This is a genomic window from Klebsiella sp. S69 (assembly GCF_016516145.1).
Classification (GTDB): Bacteria; Pseudomonadota; Gammaproteobacteria; order Enterobacterales; family Enterobacteriaceae; genus Klebsiella; species Klebsiella oxytoca.
Genome location: NZ_JACVUU010000060.1, coordinates 1 through 2,916 on the forward strand (window position 1 = coordinate 1; position 2,916 = coordinate 2,916).

Below are 2,916 nucleotides of genomic sequence, written 5' to 3' on the forward strand. Positions count from 1 at the left end.
ACATCGAAAAAAACAGCATGTTATCTGACGACTTCTTAATGCGACAGAGCCAGGGGAAGTCCCTTCCATTCGTTAAGGTTGTTTTTTGTACTGCCAGGCTACGGTAAGGGGGATTGACCATGTTGACAGGCAGCGTTGTGCGAGAAGCAGATCCTGAAATCAGGACCCGCCTGTTTTTATCTGAGCATCAGCAGGGGCTGACTGCTATCAGATAACATCTCTGTTGTGTTGCTGCCGATAAAGAACCTGCGTAGCCGTGAATGTCCATATGCCCCCATGACCATAAGATCAATTTCGTTTTCCTCGGCATAGCTGTACAGTGCATGAGTCACGGTATCGGCTTTAAGCAGACTTGACTGACTGGTTATGCCCGTTTTTTGCAACAAAGACTGTGCTGCCTCCAGCGATTCTGATTTTCCATTCACCATCACCAGGTGGCAGGTCAGGTTCAAAAACAATGGACTTACAGAAAGTCGGCGTAGATTTTCCAGACTCGCCTCACTTCCGTCATAGGCGAACATTACGCGTGAAGGGACGGAGAAGGTTTCAGGTACAATTAACACAGGATTTTTTTGCAGACGAATAACATTTTCAATATGACTTCCGACCGGATTGGATGCCCCGCGGCGCCCCAGCACCATAAGACGCGTATCTCCCAGTTCAGCCAAAATCCCGTCCAGCATGCCATGTTTTTGTAATTGCTGTGGTGCCGGCAATCCCGCCTCTGTCAGCAGTTCAGCACAGTTTTTCAGGATGGCTTTACCCTGCGCCATCAATAATCGGTTACGTTCACCCTCAAGACGAACCAGCTCTTCTGTAAAATGCTCCCGACTGTCTAAGCCAATGGTTCCTGTCAGGTCCGAAACCAAAGGCTGGTCACTTTTTTCCAAGACATGAAGCAGGGCCACAGATATCTTCAGCGCGGAGGCAGCCCAGGCCGCATATCCGCAGACTGCCTGTGTTGATGACGAACCATCCACACAGGCAACAACGGTGTTGTTCATTTCATGACTTTCGGACATTAATGACCTCCCATTAATTTATCAACTTCTTCGGGTTTATCATGCACACCGAACCGGTCAACAATGGTACGGGTGGCATCATTCATCCCACATATATCAACCTCAGCTCCCTCTCTGCGGAACTTAATAACCACCTTGTCCAGGGCACTCACCGAAGTGATGTCCCAGAAATGGGCGTGTGAAACATCTATCGTTATATTCTCAATCGCCTCACGGAAATCAAAGTGGCTGGTAAAGCAGTCTGCTGATGCAAAGAATATCTGGCCGGTGACGGTATACGTTCGACTCGTCCCTTCCAGAATTGAGGTTACACGCATGAATCGGGATACTTTCGTAGCAAAGTTGAGCGAAGCTATCAGTACTCCGGTCAGCACTCCGAAGGCCAGATTATGTGTTGCCACCACAACCGCGACTGTGGCAAGCATGACCACGCTGGTCGAGAAGGGGTGTGTACGCAGGTTTGTAATGGAGCGCCAGGAGAATGTCCCGATGGAAACCATGATCATCACCGCGACAAGCGCTGCCATAGGGATTTGGGACACCCAGTCGCGCAGGAATACAATAAGGCAAAGCAGCACCACGCCCGCCGTGAGGGTTGAAAGCCGTCCACGGCCACCGGATTTTACGTTGATAACGGATTGCCCTATCATCGCGCAGCCAGCCATTCCTCCGATGAAGGATGTGCAGATATTCGCGATACCCTGAGCTTTGCACTCCCGGTTTTTGTCGCTTGGCGTGTCGGTCATGTCATCCACAATCGTGGCGGTCATCATCGACTCAAGCAGGCCAACCACGGCAAGTCCCGCAGAATATGGCAGGATGATTAGCAGCGTCTGGAGATTTAAAGGCACGTCAGGAAGCAGGAAGACCGGCAGGCTGTCAGGAAGTTTCCCCATATCGCCGACGGTTCGCACATCCAGATGCAGCCACATGGCAATGCCGGTCAGCACCACGATGCACACAAGCGGTGAAGGAATGGTTTTGTTGATATAAGGGAAGAGGTATATGACCCCCAGTCCTGCCGCAGTCATGGCATAAACATGCCATGTCACGTTGGTCAGCTCAGGTAACTGGGCCATAAAAATCAGTATTGCCAGTGCATTAACAAACCCCGTGACCACTGAGCGTGAAACAAAGCGCATCAATCCACCGAGCTTCAGGTAACCGGCTATCAGCTGGAATACCCCGGTCAGTATGGAAGCAGCCAGTAAATACTGTAAGCCATGATCTTTCACCAGCGTCACCATCAGTAGCGCCATTGCACCGGTAGATGAAGAAATCATCGCCGGACGCCCGCCAAAGAAGGCCATAACGAGAGGAATACAGAAAGCCGAATAGAGACCCACTTGGGGATCGACACCGGCGATAATGGAAAAGGCGATCGCTTCTGGAATGAGTGCGAGCGCGACAACAATACCGGCCAGAACGTCACCACGGACGTTACCCAGCCAGTCCTTACGCGTCGAGGACAGCAACATAGTAATTTCTCAGTTTTTAGATACAGTCAGCCCCTGAGGGCAGCATTTTTATGTACGGTAAAACACATCCGCAGACGGGATGTTATATGAGTGTGTTCTGAGGTTCGCTCAGTACGACAGAGGAAGGTAAAACTCAGGGTGGCATAATACGCATAACGATTATCAGATTCTCCATAGAAGATGTGTATTGCCTGTCAGTTGCCAGAGACAACTGAGAGACATAAGGCCTGAACTCAAATCAATCCAAAGCCGACAATACTATAAACCAACCATAGACAGGTCAAACCTAGATCAACTTCTGTACGGGCCATAAGCCATTTCTTGATTAATTCTACTTTTGATAATATCCGCTGTTGGGTGATGAATCCAATTTATTGGTAATGATTTATCGTCAGATAGTGCCCGATAACTTTGTC

General features: G+C 49.6%; 2 protein-coding genes. Both read right to left on the reverse strand.

What is annotated here, in order from left to right:
- Nucleotides 1–176 precede the first annotated feature (176 nt).
- Nucleotides 177–1,004, reverse strand: a complete 828-nt coding sequence (locus IAE27_RS29130; protein ID WP_200093409.1) for a universal stress protein — start codon at nt 1,002–1,004, stop codon at nt 177–179.
- Between the two features lie 17 nt (nt 1,005–1,021).
- On the reverse strand, nt 1,022–2,500 hold the full coding sequence (locus IAE27_RS29135; RefSeq protein WP_227685346.1) for a SulP family inorganic anion transporter: 1,479 nt from the start codon (nt 2,498–2,500) through the stop codon (nt 1,022–1,024).
- Nucleotides 2,501–2,916: the final 416 nt, after the last annotated feature.

Excerpts from the sequence above, each read along its gene's own strand:
- IAE27_RS29130 (WP_200093409.1), bottom strand. The coding sequence starts at position 1,004 with ATGAACAACACCGTTGTTGCCTGTGTGGATGGTTCGTCATCAACACAG.
- IAE27_RS29135 (WP_227685346.1), bottom strand. The coding sequence starts at position 2,500 with ATGTTGCTGTCCTCGACGCGTAAGGACTGGCTGGGTAACGTCCGTGGT.